This window comes from Kumtagia sp. (assembly GCF_059502445.1).
In genome coordinates, this window is record NZ_JCACER010000076.1 from 299,462 (window position 1) to 317,712 (window position 18,251).

The following is an 18,251-nucleotide window of genomic DNA, read 5'->3' on the forward strand; positions in this document are numbered from 1 at the left end:
AGACGACGCTCGCAGCCTCGTCTTGCACCCACGGGCACCAGGCTTGACCACGGAGGAACTCGTGTCGGCCAGGCGCGAAAAAGATGGTGTTTCAACCGGCATGGCAGCGGGTTTCACCGCCGCGGCCGGCATCCCGTGTTGCCGGAGACCTCCCTCCCCGCGGCGGAAGGAATTTCGATCGTGAGCGACAAGCTCGTGCTCTCGACCCGCGACATGCCGGCGGCGCTCGACGACCAGGCCCGCTTCCAGACCTGGCACGACATGTATGTGGCGGCCTATTGCGAGTTCGACCTCAGCCGGGTCGGCGACAAACCATTCGCCGCGACGACCGAGGCCCGGCAGATCGGCAGCGTCAACGTGGCCGAGACGACGGCGGCGGTCGAACGGCTGGTGCGCGATCGGCGTCAGGTCGCCACCGCCGTGCGTTCCAATTTCTGCCTTGCCTTCAGCCGCGGCAGCAACCCCATCGTCCAGACGCAGCTCGGGCGCGAGACCATCCACCGCCTGGACAGTCCGGTCCTGGTGACGGAGAGCGAGACCGGCGACATCCGCCAGCCCGGCGGCTTCGATTTCTTTCTCATCGACCTGCCCGCCAGGCTGCTGCTGGAGCGCGTGGCGCATGCCTTCGACCTGGTATCGCGACCGCTCGACGCAGCTCCGCAGGCCTCGGCGCACCTCAAGCGCTACCTTGCCATCCTGCCGCAACTGGCGGCGGACAAGGCGGAATCGGCGCTGACCACCCATGTCGAATCGACCCTGATCGACCTGGTGTCGCTTGTCCTGGGGGCCAACGGCGATTCGGCCGAGCTGGCGCGGATGCGCGGCCTGCGTGCCGCCCGGCTGGAGGAGATTTTTGCCCTGATCCGCAAGCACTATGCCGATCCCGAGTTCTCGACGGCGCATGTGGCGCGCCGGCTCGGTCTGACGCCGCGCTACGTCAACGACCTCCTGCAGGAGACCGGCACCGGATTTTCCGAGCGTGTCACCGAACTGCGGCTGCAGGCGGCGCGAAAGATGCTGGCCGACCGCGGCAAGGACCGGCTGAAGGTCATCGACATCGCCTACGCCGTCGGCTTCAACGAGGTGTCCTACTTCAACCGCCGCTTCCGCCAGCGCTTTGGCGAGAAGCCGACGGAAGTGCGCGGCGACGGCTGACCGATTTCGTCCATACCGGAGATGCGGACGGGCGGCCCAATGACGTGGAATGGCGCTTTTGTCGCCGTCCGCCGAGGCCTGGCTCAGACGACGGAAAAATCGGCGCTGGTGAGGGCTAGCCCGGCCGTGATCGTGGCGAAATGGATGCCGGCTGCGGTGCCGGTGCCGTCCGCGTCGTAAAAGATGCTTCCCGTGTCGGTCCGGTAGACGATGCGGTCGTCGGCGTCCCCGGCAAGCCCGGTGGCGTTGGCAAGGAAGGCGGCCGCGGCGAGCGCGCCTTGCGCCAGTGCGGCAAAGATCGACGCCGACAGAAGAAGAACGTCCTCGCCGACGCCGAAATCGGTGATCGTGTCGACATTGTCGGGCCCGAGCGCGCTGGCGAAGACGAAGCTGTCGGCACCGCCGAGCCCGCTCAGCCTGTCCGTCCCGCCCTGCCCCTCCAGCCGGTTGTCGCCGGCATTGCCGTAGATACGCTGGCCGAGCTCGTTGCCGGTCAGGTCGATTGCCGCGTGTCCGGCCGCCGAGATGGTGGTCATCACCTCGACATCGGCGCCAGCGCCGAGCACATAATCCACCGCCGCGGCCACACGGTCGGTGCCCCGTCCGGCCACCTCGACGATCGTGGTCGCCGCGGAACGGACGATATAGGTGTCGTCGCCCAGGAACCCGCTGAGCACATCGCCTGCCCCACCGCCGTCCCCCAGAACATTGTCGCCGGCATTGCCGGTGATCGCCTGCGCAAGCTCGTTACCGGTGAGTTTGACGGCCGCCGTGCCGCCTGCCGACAGGGTGCTCATCGCCTCGACATGGACGCCGGCCGCCAGCGCATAGTCGACCGCCGCGGCGACCTTGTCGGAAGCGCCCTGGGCGGCGCCCTCGACGATGGTCGTGCCCGAAGTGTAGATGCGATAGGTGTCGTTGCCGGACAGGCCGCGCAGGTGATCGGCGGCGCCGGCGCCGTCGGTCAGCACGTTGTCGCCGGCATTGCCGACGATCTCCTGCGCGAAGCCGTTGCCGGTCAGGTCGATGGCGGCGGTGCCGACTGAACCGTTGGTAGTCAGGCGCTCGACATGCACGCCGGCGCCGAGCCTGTAGTCGACTGCCGCCATCACCCGGTCGGCCTCGCCCTGCGCCGCGCCCTCGGCAATGAGGTCGGCGGCGTTGAAGACCCGGTAGACGTCGTTGCCGCCGAGCCCTTTCATGACGTCCGCCGCGCCCTTGCCGCCATCATGCAGGACATTGTCGCCGGCATTGCCGATGATCGCCTGGGCCAGCCTGTTGCCGGTGAGATCGAGGGCCGTCAGGCCGCCATTCACGGTGGTGCGCAGCGTCTCCACCGCGGAGTCCGCGGCAAGCGTGTAGTCGATGTTGGCGGCGACCAGGTCGGTGCCCTGCCCCGCCTTCTCGAACACGCCGTCGCCCGCGCCGTTCACGTAATAAATGTCGTTGCCGCGTCCGCCGTGCAGGGCGTTGTCGGCGCTATTGCCGAAGATGACGTCGTCGCCGTCGCCGGTCACCGCGTTCTCGATCACCGTTCCGGCGGCGATCTCGATAAATTGCCCGCCCTCCAGCGTCGAAAACGCGCCTTCCCGCAGATCGAGGCGGATGTCGCCGCGTACCGCCGCCATGTTCAGCCAGTCGAGACCGGCATCGCCGTCGTCGACGAGCCGGCGCGCCGGATCGAGCGCGGCCATCGCCGAAAACTCGTCGGTGAAGTGGTAGACGTCGTCGGCGCCTTCGGCGCGGCCGTGGATGCGGAACTGGACGTCAGTGAGTTGGCCCGACGATCCGCCGGCTCGCGAGACCCGGATCGACCATTCGCCTTCCGCCGCGACGTTGCGCAGTCCCTCGACGCTGAACCGCCAGATCACGTCGGCATAGGTGATCGACGGCGTGTCGTAATAAAGCAGCGGATGGACGCTGCCGTCGGGCGCGATCAGCTCGGCGCTCAGCACCGGGAAAGTGGAATTGACGAAGCGCAGCGTGACGTCGACCTGCTCGACCACCAGGTCCGAGGCCAGCGACAGCGTATAGATGGCGGGCTGCTCGGTGATCGCCAGGTTCGCCTTGCCCGACAGGTCGACGAAACTCTCGTTCGTCGAGGTGCGGGGCGCGCCGAACAGCCCCCAGGCCTCGGCCATGCGCACCGCGTTGTAGCCGTTGACCACGCCGTAGCCGTAGTTGACGTGGTAATGCAGGCCGCCGCCGTTCCAGCTGTCGGCGCCGTTCACCACCCAGGTGCCGTTCTCGAACCCGGTGCTTGCAGCGCCGATGGCGCTTCCCGTATGGGTGGCCGACAGCGCAAGAATGTCGCGCACGTCGCGCCAGCCGAGATTTTCGTTCGCCTCCAGCATGAGCGCCGCGACGCCGGACACGACGGGCGCTGCCCCGGAGGTGCCGCCGAACTGGTTGGTGTAGTCGTTGTCCCCACCGCCGTTCCAGTTCCATCCCTCTTCGCCGAGGATGTCGACAGTGACCATGTTGTAGCCGGCCGGTGCCGAGACCAGGACATTGGCGCCGTGGTTGGAATAGTCGGCCGCCAGACCGTCCTCCGTCACCGATCCCACCACGACCGCGTGCCGCGAGACGTTCAGCCCGATGCTCTGGGCGTTCCAGTAGTCGTTGCCAGCCCCCTTGACGACAATCGTCCCGAGCCCACCGCGGCCGTTCTCGGCTAAATCTTCCCAGATGCCGGCGATCTGAAAATCGACGGTGTCGGGGCGGATGACGTTGTGGCTGTAGTAAAAGGACGACCTGAAACTCCAACTGTTGTTGACCACGTCGAGCAGCGCGCCCTGGGCCAGCGCCGCATACAGGCCGGTCAGCGTGCCCATGTTGACGTAGAGCGGCGTGGCGGGGTTGAAGATGTCGAAGCCGGTCAGCCCGGCGCCCGGCGCCACGCCCACCGAGCCCTTGCCGTCCAGCGCCGCGGCGATGACGCCGGCGACATGCGTGCCGTGCTCGGTGCCGTGCGGGTTGCCGTCCTTGGCCGGGCCGGTATAGGCGGCGTCGTAGACCGTGCCCTCGAAGACGAGATGTTTGGTCGCGTCATAGTTCGCCGCGAGCTCGGGATGGGCGTACTGGATGGCGCTGTCGTAGATGCCGACCGAGACGCCCGCGCCGGTATAGTCGTCCCAGACCGTCGGCATGTCGCCGATCAGCGCGAGATGCCACTGCGCATCGTAGAGCGGATCGCTTGGATGCGGCATGCCCCCTTGCACCCCACATGGCGCCGGCGGCCCGCAATGGCCGTCCGCTGCCGGTGAATTAGGCACATGCCGGCGGATTGTTCAACGGGAATCTGACGCGTATCTCCGCGGCCGGCGATCTTCTTCCTTCGCGATCGATGTCCGGCCGGGTGAGACGCGTGTGAAATCCCCTTGGACGCGTCGCGAATCCCGGCTACGCCACCGAAAAATCCGCATTGGTGAGCGCCAGCCCGGCGGTGATCGTGGCGAAGTGGACACCGGCCACCCCGCCCACGCCGTCCTCGTCATAGAACAGCTTGCCCGTGTCGCTCTCGTAGACGATGCGGTCGGTCGCATCCTGGGCGAGCCCTGTGGTGTTGGCCCGGAACGCCGCGGCCGCAAGCGTGCCGGTGTTCAGTTCGGTGAAGATCGCATCCGACAGCAGGAAGCGGTCGTCGGCGACGTTGAAGTCGGTGACGATGTCGACATTGCCGGCGCCGAGCGCGGTGGCAAAGACGAAGGTGTCCTTGCCGCCAAGGCCGCTGAGCACGTCGAGCCCGCCCTTGCCTTCCAGCCGGTTGTCGCCGGCGTTGCCGACGATCTCCTGCGCCAATTCGTTGCCGGAAAGATCGATGGCGGACGTGCCGCCCGAGCCGTTGGTGGTCATGATCTCGACATGCACGCCGGCGCCGAGCGTGTAATCCACGGCGGCTACGACGCGGTCGGCATTGCCCTGCGCCGCCGCCTCGACGATGACGTCGCCGGAATTGAAGATGCGGTAGGTATCGTTGCCGCCGAGCCCGCGCAGGATGTCCGCCGCGCCCTGGCCGCCGTCATGCAGCACGTTGTCGCCGGCATTGCCGGTGATGTCCTGCTTCAGCGCGTTGCCGGTGAGGTCGATACCCGCCGTGCCGCCGCTGCTGCTGGTGGTCAAGATCTCGACGTGCACGCCGGTGCCGAGCTTGTAGTCGATTCCGGCGGCCACGCGGTCGGCGCTGCCCTGGGTCGCGCCCTCGACGACCACGGTGTCGGCGCTGTAGATGAGATAAGTGTCGTTTCCGCTCAGACCGCGCAGCAGGTCTCCGGCGCCGACACCGTCCTTCAGAACGTTCTGCCCGGCATTGCCGATGATTTCCTGCTTCAGTGCATTGCCGGTAAGGTCGATGGCTGTCGTGCCGGTCGAGGATGTCGTGGTGAGCAGTTCGATGTCGGCGCCGGCCGCCAGCGCATAGCTCGCCCGCGCCGCCACCCGGTCCGCCGTGCCGTTGCCGGCGATCTCGATGACGACGTCGGCCTGCGTGTCGACGAAGTAGGTGTCGTTGCCGGCATTGCCTTCAAGCCGGTCGACGCCGCTGCCGCCGTCGAGGATGTCGTCCCCGTCCGCCGCCGTGATCGTGTCGTCGCCTGCGCCGCCCTTGACGGTGATCTTTGCCAGCGCGCCCAAAGCGCCGCTCATGCTGATGACATCGTCGCCGCCGCCGGCGTCGAGCACCAGGTTCTCCACCGTACCGACATCGAGCGCAAACGGCACGGGATTGGTCCGCTGCAGCAGCACCCGGCCGATGTTCTCGGCGATGGTGAATATCTCGGCGCCGGCGCCGCCGTTGATCTCGGCGGTGTCGGTGCCCTCGCCACCCTCCATCACGTCGCTGCCGTCGCCATCGTTCCAGATCATGCGGTCGTCACCGGCCTCGCCCAGCAAGATGTCGCCGCCGATCCCGCCGACAAGCGTGTCGTTGCCGTCGCCGCCTTTCAGCACGTCCTGCCCGCCGCCGCCCTTGAGCGTATCGTTGCCGGTGCCGCCTTCGATCGACACCGCCCGCAAATGGCTCGAGGCATCGATGCTGTCGTTGCCGCCGAGCGCCCGCACGACGATGGCGTCACCCGATTCCACCCTGGTTATCTCCACCGTCGCGGCAAGGCCGGAGACGGTCGTCTTGGCACTGCCGCCCGAGATCACCACGGCATTGGCGCCGTTGGTGCCGTTGACGGTGACCTTGTCGGCGGCTGCGTCGCCGACGCTGCCGCCCGCCGCGGCCAGGTTGATCTTCACCAGGTCGACGTCGGTTCCGGAGAGGTCGTTGACGACGATATTATCGGTCCCGGCCAGGGCGTTGAGTTCGATCTGCTCGATATCGTCGAGGTCCATGACGATGTTGGCGATGTCGCGGAAGAAGCGGACCCGCCCGCCATTCGCGGCGATGTCGAAAGTCTCGTTGGCGCCGCTGCCGTTGAACAGCAGCGCATCGAAGCCGGCCTGGCCTTCGACCACGTCGCTGCCGTCGCCCGGGTCCCACTGGAACACGTCGTTGCCGGCCCCAAGGAAGGCCACGTCGTTGCCCTGCTGGCCGTCCACGAAATCGTCGCCCTCGCCGCCGAGCAGAAGATCGATGCCGTTGCTGCCCAAAATCGTGTCGTTGCCGGCGCCGCCGTCGATGGTGATCCTGATCAGCGCCGCCAGATTGCCGGTCGTCGAGATGAAATCGTCGCCGCTGCCGGCGTTCAGCACCAGGTTCTCGGTCGTGCCGATGTCGAGCGAGGAAGGCGCCGGATCGAGCCGATCGAAGCGCACCCTTGCGCCGTTGGCGGTGATCGTGAACTCCTCCGCGCCGGCGCCGCCATTGACCTCGGCCGTGTCGGTGCCCTCGCCGCCCTCCATCAGGTCGGTACCGTCTCCGGAATTCCAGATCATGCGGTCGTCGCCGGCCTCGCCCAGCATCTGGTCGTCGCCGATGCCGCCGGAAAGCGTGTCCTTGTCCGCTCCGCCGACCAGCACGTCGTTGCCGCCGCCGCCCTTCAGCGTGTCGTTCCCGACGCCGCCATTCAGCGTCACCGCATGCAGCGCCGCGGATGCGTCGATGCCGTCGTCGCCGTCGAGCCCGTTCACCGCCACGACGTCGGTCGCCTCCAGCGTCGCTATCGACACCACGGCCTGCAGCCCCGCGATCTTGGCGTCGGTCGCGCCGCCGGACACAACGATGGCATCGCCAGCCCCCGTGCCGTTGACCGCGACCGTATCGATCTGCGCATCCCCGGCGGTTCCGCCGATCACGCCGGCCAGGTTGACCGCGACCTGCGTGACGTCTGTCCCGGAGAGATCGTTGACGGTGATCGTATCGGCGCCGCCGAGGGCGTTGTGCTCGAGCCGCTCGACGTCGTTCAGGTCCATGACGATGTTGCCAACGTCGCGGAAGAATCTCACCCGCCCGCCATTGGCCGCGATGTCGATATTCTCGTTGGCGCCGCTGCTGTTGAACAGCATGCGATCGAAGCCGGCCTGGCCTTCGACCACGTCGCTGCCGTCGCCCGGGTCCCACTGGAAGACGTCGTCGCCGGTACCGAGGAAGGCGACATCGTTGCCCTGCTGGCCGTCGATGAAATCGTTGCCGATGCCGCCCAGCAGGACATCCGCGCCGTTGCTGCCGAGGATCGTGTCGTTGCCCGAGCCGCCGTCGACGGTGATCTTGATCAGGGCGGCGAGATTGCCGGTGGCGGAGATCTTGTCGTCGCCGCCGCCGGCATTGAGCACGAGGTTTTCCGTCGTGCCGATGTCGAGCGCCGACGGTGCCGGATCGAGGCGGTCGAACCGCACCCGCGTTCCGTTGGCGGTGATGGTGAAGACCTCGCCGGCGGCACCGCCATTGGCTTCGGCCATGTCGACGCCGTCACCGCCTTCCATCAGGTCGGTGCCGTCGCCGGAATTCCAGATCATGGTGTCGTCGCCGGCCTCGCCGAATATCTGATCGTCGCCGCCGCCGCCCTCAAGCGTGTCGTTGCCGCCGCCGCCGCTCAGGATGTCGTCTGCCGCGCCGGGGACTGATCCGCCCGATGTCGCGACAGTCGCAGAGACGAGATCCGGCGTGATGGTCTCGTTGGCATCGGTGCCCGTGAAGGTAGCCATGACTGCTCCCGATCGGTGTCTTCCGCACGGAGGGAAGGCGAAAACTATCGACGCGACCGCGAGAATATCCGATGGCAGCCGCCGGCCGGCAAGACAAGGCCTTCGGCACCTTGGCGAGCCACTGCAACGGGTCGATGTCGCTTGGCGATGCCGAACGATACCGATCCGTTACCCGTGGCCCATTGATTGAACGAGACTGCAAAGGCTGCCGGACATCGGAGCGCCTGCTCCCTGCCGCGCGCCGCCGGAGCGGGCGCCGCGAGGATCAGGCCCCGCGGCGCATGAAATTCACACCACCACGAAGTCGGCGTTGGTCAGTGCCGGCAATCCCGTGAGCGTGGCAAAGTGGATGCGCGCGCCGGCGCCGTTGGCGTCGGCGTCGTAGTAGAGCCGGCCGGTGTCGGTCTCGTAGATGATGCGGTCGTTGCTGTCCTGCGCCTCTCCGGTGGTGTTGGCCCGGAAATTGGCCAGGCTCAGCGTTCCGGTCGTGGTCAGCGCGGCAAAGATCGCATTTTCCAGCCGTATCGTATCGTCGACGACGCTGAAGTCGGCGATCGTGTCGATATTGGTCGCGCCGAGGGTGGAGGAGAACAGGAAGAAATCCTTGCCGGCTCCTCCCGTCAGCACGTCGTCGCCCGCCTTGCCGTCGAGGATGTTGGCGCCGGCATTGCCGGTGATCGACTGCGCGATCTCATTGCCGGTGATATCGATGCCAGAGGTTCCAGAGGCGCCATTGGTCTGCATGATCTCCACATGCACACCGGCGCCGAGCGTGTAGTCGATCGCCGACACCACCCTGTCGGCCGTCCCCTGCGTCGACGACTCGACGATGATGTCGCCGGCGTTGTAGACGCGGTAGGTGTCGTTGCCGCCGAGCCCGGTCATCGTATCGGCGGCGCCCGCCGCGCCGGAGCTCAGGATGTTGTCGCCGGCATTGCCGGTGATCTGCTGCGCCAGCGCATTGCCGGTCAGATCGATGGCCGATGTCCCGGCAGCGCCGTTGGTCTGCATGATCTCGACCTCGATCCCGGCCTTGAGCACGTAGTCGACGGCGGCCAGCACGCGGTCCGCGGTGCCCTGCCCGGCGCCTTCGACGATCACGTCGCCGGCATTGTAGACGCGGTAGGTGTCGTTGCCGCCGAGCCCGGTCATCGTATCGGCGGCGCCCGCCGCGCCGGAGCTCAGGATATTGTCTCCGGCATTGCCGGTGATCTGCTGCGCCAGCGCATTGCCGGTGAGGTTGATCGCCGTCGTGCCGGCAGCGCTGGTGGTGGTGAGCAGCTCGATCTGGACCCCCGCCTTCAGCACATAGCTCACGCCGGCTGCCACCTTGTCCGCCGTGCCCTGGCCCGCCCCCTCGACGACGACGGTCCCGCTATTGCGGACGATGTAGGTGTCGTTGCCGCCGAGCCCGGTCATCGTGTCGACGCCGGCGCCACCGCCGTCGGAGAGGATGTTGGCGCCGGCATTGCCGGTGATGTCCTGCACCAGCGCGTTGCCGGTAAGGTCGATGGCCGCCGTCCCGGCCGCGTCGTCGGTCGCCATGATCTCGACCTCGACGCCCGATTTCAGCACGTAGTCCAAGCCTGCGATCACCCGGTCGGCTGTGCCCTGCCCGGTCGCCTCGACGATCACGTCGCCGGCGTTGAAGACCCGGTAGGTGTCGTTGCCGCCGAGGCCCCTCAGCGTATCCGCAGCACCCGCCGCACCGGCGCTCAGGATGTTGTCGCCGGCATTGCCGGTGATGTCCTGCGCCAGCGCGTTGCCGGTGAGGTCGATCGCCGCCGTGCCGGCCGCGTCGTCGGTCGCCATGATCTCGACCTCGACGCCGGCCTGCAGCACATAGTCCAAGGCCGCCGCCACTTTGTCGGCCGTGCCCTGCCCGGCGCTTTCGACGATCACGTCGCCGGCGTTGAACACCTTGTAGGTGTCGTTGCCGCCGAGGCCGGTCATCGTGTCGGCCGCACCCGCCGCGCCGGAGCTCAGGATGTTGTCGCCGGCATTGCCGGTGATCTGCTGCGCCAACGCATTGCCGGTCAGATCGATGGCCGACGTGCCGGCCGCATCCTCCGTTTCGAGCAATTCGACATGGACGCCGGCGGCCAGCGCATAATCCACGGACGCCATCACGCGGTCGGCCGCGCCTTCGGCGGCGCCCTCGATGATGATCGCGGCGGAGTTGCCGACCTTGTAGGTATCGTTGCCGCCGAGACCCCGCAGCGTGTCGATGCCGGCGCCGCCGCCGTCTGCCAGAATGTTGTCGCCGGCATTGCCGGTGATCTTCTGGGCGAACGTGTTGCCGGTGATGTTGATGGCGCTTGTTCCACCCGAGGAACTGGTGGTCATCACCTCGACTTCGCTGCCGGCCGTCAGGACATAGGACGCCTTCACCACGACCTTGTCGTTGGCGCCCTCGCCCACCGCCTCGGTGACGACATCGCCGGCGTTGTCGACGTAGAAGGTATCGTCACCCTTTCCGCCGGCCAGGGTGTCGGCGCCGCCGGCGCCATCCAGGACGTCGTCGCCGTCGAGGCCCTCGAGCTTGTTGGCCGAGCCGTTGCCGGTCAGCTTGTCGATGAAGTTGGAGCCGCGCAGGTTCTCGAAGCCGATGAAGGTGTCGCCCTCCGCATGCCCGCCGGTGGCGACGCCGGTCGCGAGGCTGACGGTCACCCCGGCGTCCGATCCGGCATAGCTCAGCGTATCGCTGCCCGTGCCGCCGTCGACATTGTCGTAGCCGACATGGCCGGTATAGGTGTCGGCGCCGCCGTTGAGGAGTATCTGGCTGCCGTAAAGGGTTGTGATGCCGCTGAGGTCGAAGACGTCGGCGCCTGTGGTACCGAACAGCGCCGCGCCGTTGAGGTTGAGCTCCTCCACCCCGGCCGCCGCATTCAGGATGAGGCTCGACAGTGTTGTATTGTCGGTCAGGAAGACGCGGTCGTACTCCGTGCCGCCGATGAAGCTGTCCTTGCCGGCCTCGTTTCCGCCGATGTAGAAGTAGTCGTCGCCCGCTCCGCCATCGAGCGTGTCGTCGCCCTTGCCGCCGGTGAGCTCGTCATTGCCGTCGCCGCCCGACAGCGTGTCGTTGCCGTCGCCGCCATCGACCAGATCCGTGCCGACATGGCCGGTATAACTGTCGACGCCGAGGCCGAGCTGGATGAGGGAATAGGGGAGCGACGTCAGGCCGCTGAGGTCGAAGACGTCGGCCCCATCCGTCCCGGAAAGCGTCCAGCCGTTGAGGGTCAGTTCCTCGACGCTGCCGGCCTTGAGCGAAAGATAGGATACCGAGACGTCGGCGATGAGATAGACGCGGTCATAGTCGTCGCCGCCGACGAAGCTGTCCTTGCCGGTCTCGTTGCCGCCTATGTAGAAATAGTCGTCGCCGGCGCCGCCGTTAAGATTGTCGTCGCCCTTGCCGCCGGTGAGTTCGTCATTGCCGTCGCCGCCCGACAGGGTGTCGTTGCCGTCGCCGCCGTCGACCAGGTCCGTGCCGATGTGCCCGGCATAGCTGTCGGCGCCGCCGTTGAGATTGATCGTCGCATAATCGATGGAAGACAGGCCGCTGACGTCGAAGACATCGTCTCCGCTGGTTCCCGACAGCGTCCAGCCGTTGAGGCTCAGATGTTCGACGCTGCCGGCCTTGAGGGTCAGGCTCGACAGCGCGGTATCGGCGGTGAGCGACAGGTAGTCGAAACCCGCGCCACCGACATAACTGTCCTTGCCCACTTCGCTGCCGCCGATATAGAAGGTGTCGTCCCCCTCGCCACCTTCCAGCGTGTCGTCGCCCTTGCCGCCGGTGAGCAGGTCGTTGCCCTTGCCGCCGGAAAGCTTGTCGTTGCCGTCGCCGCCGTCGACGAGGTCGCTGCCGACATGGCCCACATAGCCGTCGGCGCCGGCGTTGAGATTGATGGTGACATAGTCGATGGACAAGACGCCGCTGACGTCGAAGGCGTCGTTGCCGCCCGTTCCCGACAGCGTCCAGCCGTTGAGGCTCAGATAGTCGACGCTGCCGGCCTTGAGCGTCAGGCTCGACAGAACGGTATCGGCGGTCAGGAACAGATAGTCGTTTCCGGCACCCCCGACGAAGCTGTCCTTTCCGCTATCGGTTCCGCCGATAAAGAAATAGTCGTCGCCGCCGCCGCCATTGAGGCTGTCGTCGCCCTTGCCGCCGGTGAGTTGGTCGTGGCCGTCGCCGCCCGACAGCGTGTCGTTGCCGTCGCCGCCGTCGACCATGTCCGTTCCGACATGGCCGACATAGCTGTCGGCTTCGGCGCCGAGATTGATCGTGACCGCGTCGAGCGCCGCCAGGCCGCTGACGTCGAAGACGTCCTTGCCGCTCGTTCCCGACAGCGCCCAGCCGTTGAAGCTCAGCTGCTCGACGCTGCCGGCCTTGAGCGTCAGGCTCGACAACGACGTATCGGCCGTGAGCTGGACGTAGTCGTAGTCGGCTCCGCCGACATAGCTGTCCTTGCCGACGTCGTTGCCGCCGATATAAAAAACGTCGTCGCCGCTTCCGCCGTTGAGCACGTCGTCGCCCTTGCCGCCGGTCAGCTGGTCGTAGCCACCGCCGCCCGACAGCGTGTCGTTGCCGTCGCCGCCGTCGACGATGTCGGTGCCGGCATGGCCGGTAAAGCTGTCGACGCCGTTGCCGAGATTGATGGCACCGCCATAGAAATTGGTCAGCCCGCTCAGGTCGAACGTGTCGTTGCCGCCGGTTCCCGACAGCGAATAGCCTTGGGAGTTGAAATCCTCGACGCTGCCGGCCTTGAGCAGGAGGCTGGACAGCGATGTGTCGGCGAAGAGCGCGAGAACGTCGTAATTGGCTCCGCCGTTGAACGTGTCGGAGCCCGCATCGGTGCCGCCGATGTAGAAGATGTCGTCTCCGGCGCCGCCGTTCAGCGTGTCGTCGCCGGTGTCGCCATAGAGAACGTCGTTGTCATTGCCGCCGTCGAGCGTGTCGTTGCCGCCGCCGCCACGGATTTCGTCGTTGCCTTCGAGACCGTTCAGCGTGTCGTTGCCGGTGTCGAGAAGAGGGTCGCCGCCGTCGGGATAGCCATAGATGAAATCCCCGTCCACCGTGCCGTTCTTGGTGTCAGCGCCATTCGTTCCGAAGATGGTAGCCATCCGGATTCCCCCCGCCAAAGATGTCGATATGCTTGAGCGCCTTCGCAGGTCACCCGGCCCCGCCTGATTTGTAGATTTTCTTAAGGAAATAATCAACTGTCAACTTGCGAGTATTCTTTGGCTTCTTCCAAGGCCCGCAAAGACATCGACAACCGAAACATGATCACCGATCGGCATGTAGTTAGCCGGAGCTGATCTCGCATTGTGCTCGGAAGCTGCGGAACGAAGGTCAAATCCACTCGACTTCGACCTGGATCGAAGTCGAACGACCGACGATGCGCGAGGCTCCTCTGCCCGTCCCCCCCACTCGCATCCATGCCGGCATGATGCGTTCCCCATCCCCGCTATCCACATGCCCACCCACAAGATGTTGAGGCTGCGGGATTGCCGCAAACGAATCCTTGACGGCCCCGGACGAGTCGCCTTTTATGGATGACGCGCCTCTGTTGCGGGCGCGGCCGGCGGGCCTTCCCGCAGGCCCTGTGAAGTGAACCTTCAAGTGTTTTCGGGCATTTCGCCGCCCCTTCCGGGCGGGCGGAGGCCTGTTGCGTCACGCGTGGCTTTTTTCGCGCCGGAAAGCGTCGAAAGGGTGGCGAGAAAGGTGTGGTTAACCTATATTTAGTGTTTACCGACGACGATGGACGCTAGATGAAGTGGTTAGTCGACTTCGGGATCAAGCGGCGGCCGGAACGCAGGGGCCGCCTCGAGGGCTCGATCCGAGGCGTCGACGCAGTGCTCCACGGGGCGGCCTTCCCGGACGAGGCGGAAGGTTTCGGGGCAAAGGTGCCGCGGCCATGACGGCGGCGGCGGACGGTGGATCTAGCCCTGCCGATGAGAGCCGGTGGCAGCCGGCGGGCAGGCGCTATATATAGACATGAAGGACTGAGCATCATGCGGATCGAGCGGCGTTTCACCAAGTCCGGACAGAGCCCCTATGCGGAGATCGAGTTCCGCAAGGCGGTGAGCGAGATCAAGAACCCGGACGGCTCCGTCGTCTTCCGGCTGGCCGACATCGACGTGCCCCAGCAGTTCTCGCAGGTCGCCGCCGACATTCTGGCGCAAAAGTACTTCCGCAAGGCCGGCGTGCCGGCGCGGCTGAAGAAGGTCGAGGAGACCTCCGTCCCGTCCTTCCTGTGGCGCTCGGTGCCCGACACCGAGGCGCTCGCCGCGCTGCCCGAGGCCGAGCGCTACGGCTCCGAGACCGACGCCCGCCAGGTCTTCGACCGGCTGGCCGGCACCTGGGCCTATTGGGGCTGGAAGGGCGGCTACTTCGCATCGGAAGAGGATGCGAGGACGTTCCGCGACGAGCTCGCCTACATGCTCGCCACCCAGCGCGTCGCCCCCAACTCGCCGCAATGGTTCAACACCGGCCTGCACTGGGCCTACGGGATCGACGGCCCCGGCCAGGGCCATTTCTACGTCGACCCGTTCACCGGCAAACTCACCAAGTCGAAATCCGCCTACGAGCATCCGCAGCCGCATGCCTGCTTCATCCAGGGCGTGCAGGACGACCTCGTCAACGAGGGCGGCATCATGGACCTGTGGGTGCGCGAGGCGCGCCTGTTCAAATACGGCTCCGGCACCGGCTCCAATTTTTCCATGCTGCGCGGCGAGGGCGAAAAGCTTTCCGGCGGCGGAAAATCGTCGGGCCTGATGAGCTTTCTGAAGATCGGCGACCGCGCCGCCGGCGCCATCAAGTCGGGCGGCACGACGCGCCGCGCCGCCAAGATGGTGATCGTCGACGCCGACCATCCCGACATCGAGGCCTTCATCGACTGGAAGGTGAAGGAGGAGGAAAAGGTCGCCTCGCTCGTCACCGGCTCCAAGATCGTGAAAAAACACCTCGCCGCGATCATGAAGGCCTGCGTCAACTGCGAAGGCAGCGACGACGACTGTTTCGACCCGTCGGTCAACACCGCGCTGAAGCGCGCCATCAAGGACGCCAAGAAGAGCGCCGTGCCGGAGAACTACGTCAAGCGCGTCATCCAGTTCGCGCGCCAGGGCTACACCGCGCTCGACTTCAGGACCTACGACACCGACTGGGATTCCGAGGCCTATCTCACCGTCTCCGGCCAGAACTCCAACAACTCGATCTCGCTCAGGGACGATTTCCTGCGCGCCGTCGAGACCGACGGAGTGTGGAACCTGATCCGCCGCATGGACGGAAAGGTCCACAAGACCCTCCCCGCCCGCGACCTTTGGGAGAAGATCGGCTACGCCGCCTGGGCCTCGGCCGATCCGGGCCTGCATTTCAACACCACCATGAACGACTGGCACACCTGTGTGTCGGCCGGCGCCATCCGCGCCTCCAATCCGTGCTCGGAATACATGTTTTTGGACGACACGGCCTGCAACCTGGCGTCCATCAACCTGCTGCCCTACCGCAACGCCGACGGCAGCATCGACATCGCCGCCTACGAGCACACCGTGCGCCTGTGGACCATCGTGCTGGAAATCTCCGTCATGATGGCGCAGTTCCCGTCCAGGGAGATCGCAAAGCTCTCCTACGACTACCGCACGCTCGGCCTCGGCTACGCCAATATCGGCGGCCTGTTGATGACCTCCGGCATCCCCTATGATTCGGCCGAGGGCCGCGCCATCTGCGCCGCGCTCACCGCCATCATGACCGGCGTCGCCTATGCCACCTCGGCCGAGATGGCGGCCGAGCTCGGCGCCTTCCCCGACTACGACCGCAACAGCGTCCACATGCTGCGCGTCATGCGCAACCATCGCCGCGCCGCCTATGGCGAGAAGGACGGCTACGAGAAGCTGGCGGTCAACCCGGTGCCGCTGGTGCATGCCGACCTCGTCCAGAGCGAGCTCGGCGAGCATGCGAAAACCGCATGGGACCGCGCCATCGAGCTCGGCGAGGAGCACGGTTTTCGCAACGCCCAGGCGACGGTGATCGCGCCGACCGGCACGATCGGCCTGGTCATGGACTGCGACACCACCGGCATCGAGCCCGACTTCGCCCTGGTGAAGTTCAAGAAGCTGGCCGGCGGCGGCTACTTCAAGATCATCAACCGCGCCGTGCCCGAGGCGCTGCGCACGCTCGGCTATTCGGAAAGCCAGATCGCCGAGATCGAGGCCTATGCGGTCGGCCACGGCAATTTGAACCAGGCGCCCGGCGTCAACCTGACCACGCTCAGGACGAAGGGATTCACCGACGACAAGATCGAGGCGCTCAACGCCGCGCTGAAGTCGGCCTTCGACATAAAGTTCGTCTTCAACCAGTGGACGCTCGGCGCCGACTGGCTGAAGCAGACGTTCGGCTTCACCGACGAGCAGCTCAACGATTTCTCCTTCGAGATGCTGCCGTCGCTCGGCTTCACCAGGAAGGAGATCGAGGCCGCCAACATCCATGTCTGCGGCGCCATGACGCTGGAGGGCGCGCCCTTCCTGAAAGCCGAACACCTGCCGGTGTTCGACTGCGCCAATCCCTGCGGCAAGATCGGCAAGCGCTACCTGTCGGTCGAGAGCCACATCCGCATGATGGCGGCGGCGCAGCCCTTCATCTCCGGCGCCATCTCCAAAACCATCAACATGCCGAACGAGGCGACCGTCGAGGACTGCAAGAACGCCTACATGCTGTCGTGGAAGCTGGCGCTGAAGGCCAACGCGCTCTACCGCGACGGCTCGAAGCTGTCGCAGCCGCTGAACGCCTCCCTCATCGCCGACGAGGATGAGGACGAGGACGACGCGGTCGAGGCGCTGGTCGCGGCCCCCGCAGCCGCCAAGGCCGTGCAGGTGACGGAAAAGATCGTCGAGCGCGTGGTCGAGCGCCTCTACCGCGACCGCGAAAAGCTGCCGAACCGCCGCCAGGGTTATACGCAGAAGGCGGTCGTCGGCGGCCACAAGGTGTACCTGCGCACCGGCGAGTTCGGCGACGGGCGGATCGGCGAGATTTTCATCGACATGCACAAAGAAGGCGCGGCCTTCCGCGCCATGATGAACAATTTCGCCATCGCCATTTCGCTCGGCCTGCAATACGGCGTGCCGCTCGAGGAATATGTGGAGGCCTTCACCTTCACCAAGTTCGAGCCGGCGGGCGTGGTCATCGGCAACGATGCCATCAAGAACGCCACCTCGATCCTCGACTACGTCTTCCGCGAGCTCGCCGTCTCCTATCTCGGCCGCCACGACCTCGCCCATGTCGACGTGTCGGATTTTTCCAACACCTCGCTGGGAAAAGGCATCCAGGAGGGCAAGACCAATCTGGTCTCGACCGGCTGGACGCGCGGCCACAAGCCGACGCTGGTCGGCAAGTCGAACGAGGCCAAGGGGTTTGCCGGCGCCGGTGCAGGTGGCTCCAGCCCCTCCCCCGCCGCCGCTCCCGTCCGCGCCGCGCCGACCGCTTCCGGCGGTTCCAACGTGCGCGCCTTCACCGGCAGCACCGTGACCGCGCTGAAGCCGCTCGCCTCCGAACTGCGCGACGAGGTCACCGCCTTCAAGCGCGACTACGAGGAGCGGGCGAAGGAGCTGGCGGAAGACATCGCCTTCGACGAGGAATGGGCACCCGAGGCCGACGCCTCCCCCACGCCCGCCGCCTCCGCCGCGCCGACCTCCCGCGCCGCCGCCTCGTCCGGCGCTTCGGCGACGGCCGACCTCTTCACCGACGCGGCGGCGCGCGAAGCGTCCGACGCCAAGGCGATCGCCGCCGAGCGGCGCAGCCAGGCCATCATGCGCGGCTACACCGGCAACATGTGCTCGGAGTGCCAGAATTTCACGATGGTGCGCAATGGCACGTGCGAGAAGTGCGATACCTGCGGGGCGACCAGCGGGTGTAGTTGAGATTCGCTTAGCAGCAGAAGAAGACGATAATAACTCGTGCGTGCAAGGGCTTGCCCTTGCACGCAATTTCTGCTTAGGAACATATGGGGAACCAA

5 protein-coding genes are annotated in these 18,251 nt (G+C 66.2%); 2 read left to right on the forward strand and 3 right to left on the reverse strand.

From position 1 onward, the window contains the following. The first annotated feature begins 180 nt into the window (after positions 1-180). The gene (locus tag AC5JDC_RS21250; protein ID WP_495844347.1) at positions 181-1,155 is read left to right on the forward strand and encodes a helix-turn-helix transcriptional regulator; all 975 of its coding nucleotides are present in this window, start codon (positions 181-183) and stop codon (positions 1,153-1,155) included. 83 nt (positions 1,156-1,238) lie between these two features. On the opposite strand, the gene AC5JDC_RS21255 is transcribed toward AC5JDC_RS21250, so the two are convergent. The 3 genes from AC5JDC_RS21255 to AC5JDC_RS21265 all read right to left on the reverse strand — a co-directional run bounded on the left by AC5JDC_RS21255 (position 1,239) and on the right by AC5JDC_RS21265 (position 13,365). Continuing rightward, positions 1,239-4,364 (reverse strand): S8 family serine peptidase, encoded by a 3,126-nt coding sequence (locus AC5JDC_RS21255; RefSeq protein ID WP_495844349.1) that lies wholly within the window; start codon positions 4,362-4,364, stop codon positions 1,239-1,241. 193 nt (positions 4,365-4,557) lie between these two features. Beyond that, a complete protein-coding gene (locus AC5JDC_RS21260; protein WP_495844350.1) occupies positions 4,558-8,244 on the reverse strand; it encodes a hypothetical protein in 3,687 nt (1,228 codons plus the stop codon). 288 nt (positions 8,245-8,532) lie between these two features. Continuing rightward, positions 8,533-13,365 (reverse strand): beta strand repeat-containing protein, encoded by a 4,833-nt coding sequence (locus tag AC5JDC_RS21265; protein ID WP_495844352.1) that lies wholly within the window; start codon positions 13,363-13,365, stop codon positions 8,533-8,535. An 891-nt stretch (positions 13,366-14,256) separates the two neighbouring features. Between AC5JDC_RS21265 and AC5JDC_RS21270 the strand changes: the two genes are divergently transcribed. Then, positions 14,257-18,156 (forward strand): vitamin B12-dependent ribonucleotide reductase, encoded by a 3,900-nt coding sequence (locus AC5JDC_RS21270; RefSeq protein WP_495844353.1) that lies wholly within the window; start codon positions 14,257-14,259, stop codon positions 18,154-18,156. Positions 18,157-18,251: the final 95 nt, after the last annotated feature.